1 protein-coding gene is annotated in these 2805 nt (G+C 45.6%); it reads right to left on the minus strand.

Annotated elements, in window-relative coordinates:
• Positions 1-92 precede the first annotated feature (92 nt).
• Positions 93-2066: a group II intron reverse transcriptase/maturase gene (gene ltrA / locus DXB44_RS14230; protein ID WP_118659096.1), complete on the minus strand. Its 1974-nt coding sequence runs from the start codon at positions 2064-2066 to the stop codon at positions 93-95.
• Positions 2067-2805 lie beyond the last annotated feature (739 nt).

The following is a 2805-nucleotide window of genomic DNA, read 5'->3' on the forward strand; positions in this document are numbered from 1 at the left end:
AATAGCGATAGGTAAACCTTTGAAATTATCTCCGATTTTTCCCCCGCTTCACACCGGACAAGCGACTTTCACCGCATCCGGCGTTCCATCAATTAAACAGTTTTCTTAATCTCCTTAGTCATACCATTGTGAGAATTGAGTTCTAAAGCGATTTCTTCCGAATCAATAGGTTTCACTTCTGCCGAAATCCTCAGCCTATTCAGTTTTGCCAGTTGTTGCCGATTTAGCTTTAAGACAGAAAGACGCGAATCAATGGCACTTTTGTTCGTTGCGTGAATCAATTCATGCACTGGTGCTAAGACCAGCACAAGGTTTCCATAGCAGTCCGTTCCTCCAAGGCTCTTCGGCCTTTTGTGGTGACAGTGAATATCTGACACGCTTTCAAACGTTTTCCCGGTAACTGCACATTTTCCCTGCTGGGCAGAGAAAAGTGAGATACGGTTATCCATATATTCTGCGCTGCGGCTGTATGCTGTAGCTTTCATAAGCTGTAAAAGCAGGGTGGTGTCCATTTGCAAATCATTGTGGATTTCACTTCGCCCCTGCGGTGTATAAGCACACACATTCCGCTTCAAATCCATCGGTTTTTTACACCGGATATAGCTTATCGGGTAAACCGGCTCCTTGGATTGAGCAAGGTATCTCAGCCTTTTAGATTTTCCATATCGTTGGATTTCGCTTTTCGTCAGGTCGCGGCCTTCTTTTTTCAGACGATGGGATTTTCCGGCTTTCAGCCTGTTCTTAAGAACAATATCGACTGCTCTGCCGATGTTGCTACAGTCAAGACTAATGTCTGTTGCTAATCGGTAGTAGTTTTGGATTCCCATGACCATAGAGTTGAACAGGTGGACTTCACCCGATTCTCCTCGGCAGGCTCTTGGAAACTTAATATTTCCAACCTGCTTTACAAGGTCGGCTTTGACCCGTTTGTATGCCTTATCGCACATGTGCGACTGCACAACATGCTTTTTCCCTTTTTTGCGCAATCGGATTTTGAATCCGAGAAATTCTGAATAGCTCCTTCTGACATCGACAACTCTCGTTTTCTCTGGTGAAACTTCAAGTTTTAAGCGTTCAGTCAACCATTTTGTTACCGCTATCAGCGTTCGATTCGCTTGTTCTTTTGTTCTACAAAGAATCCGAAAGTCATCCGCATATCGCACGATATACATTTCTTTCAGGTTTGTATTCCGCATAGCCCGGTACGCATGACTGTGTATCGGGCATCCTGCTGCATTTTCCCTGTAGGAATATTTCTCTATAACCGGATGGTTCTGCCATTGACTTTCGACCCAGTGGTCAAGCTCATTCAGCACAACATTTGCCAACAGGGGAGATATTATTCCACCTTGCGGTGTTCCTTTCTTGGGATTTTCCAGATGTCCATCGGGCATCTGAATTGGGGCTTTTAGGATTCTGCGGATAACGTAGAGCAATTCTTTATCTCGAATATTCATCGACCACAGTTGCCGTATCAGTTTCGAGTGGTCTACATTGTCAAAGAAGCCTTTCACATCGAACTCTACTACATAGTAAAGTCCTGACCTCTGCATAAGGCGATAGATTGCAGCGATTGCATTTTCAACCGACCTATTCGGACGGAATCCATAGCTATTACTGCTGAATTTTGCTTCGCAGATTGGCTCCATGACTTGCTTAATACATTGCTGTATCAGCCTGTCCCAAATGCACGGGATTCCCAGTGGTCTGGTCTTTCCGTTCGGCTTCGGGATTTCTTTTCTTCTTACGCTTCTGGGGGTATAGCCGTTTGTTCCTCCTCTGACAATTTTTCGTACCCTTGCAACAACTTCATCAGCAGGAAGTCTGCCAATATCTGTTATCCGCAGTCTGTCCGTTCCCGGGGTTGCACTTCCGGAATTGGACTTAATGTTCCGATACGCCAGCATGATATTATCTTTCGACAAAATCAGTTCCATCAGGTTATCGAATACTTCTCCGGCCTGACTCCTGGTATATAGTTCATCAAAGGTACGCTGCATGTCATAGTATTCTGCGTGGCGGAGGGATTCCACGCTTTTTGCTTTGGGATGTTTCTCACTTGGCATTAGGCATCACTCTCCTTTGCGGCGAGTGACTTCTTTTGGTCATACTCGCAATCCTAATTGCGACTAAGTGCTAAGAGTTTCTGTTTAACTGACTTGAGGCCATTCCTGTGCTTTTCTCTTTTTCGCAAAAAGCATTATCGGTTCGACCTCTGCTTTTCAGCAGTGATTCAAAGGCTTATATGATTCGTCCTCTTGCTTTCAAATGAGAAAGCTCACTGCCTTTCCTCGTTCCAACAATCCTATCTCTCCATATACCTTTAGGTTTCCGCTTTGGTCCTGCCAGCTTGAGCAGGCCTGTAACCTGCTATGGTGTTTCATAACGTACATTTTTACTCCACCACACTGGCTAGCGATTAACGCTACCAGCACATTTCTATGCTGTCATGGTATAGACCCGTACATCCGCGGTTTTCGTCAGTTATCTTGCAAACATTCTAACCTTGGGTATTTTGTAGACCTCCGGCCTATGGGCAGCACCGTCCACCTCTGGACGGCTTTCGTGGGGCTGGTGACTTTCCAGCATTTCTTACGGCTGCTCTCGGCCGCCTTCACCGAGCTTCTGACACCGGATGTTTCCATCTTTGGTGCCAGTCGGAGTATTAAGGGGGCGTTTCAGGGCGTTACTCCATCATTCCACCGCTTGGATTGTTAGTTCTCCTAACTTTAGAACCTCGTTCTTTTGTTAGTGCCTGATTTTATCCTTCAACCACGAAGGTTTTGTTCAGGAACGAGTCGCACG

The organism is Faecalibacterium sp. OM04-11BH, assembly GCF_003482185.1.
Classification (GTDB): Bacteria; Bacillota; Clostridia; order Oscillospirales; family Ruminococcaceae; genus Faecalibacterium; species Faecalibacterium tardum.

Bases quoted from the DNA above. Each gene is read 5' to 3' on its own strand.
- ltrA (WP_118659096.1), bottom strand. From the start codon at position 2,066: ATGCCAAGTGAGAAACATCCCAAAGCAAAAAGCGTGGAATCCCTCCGC.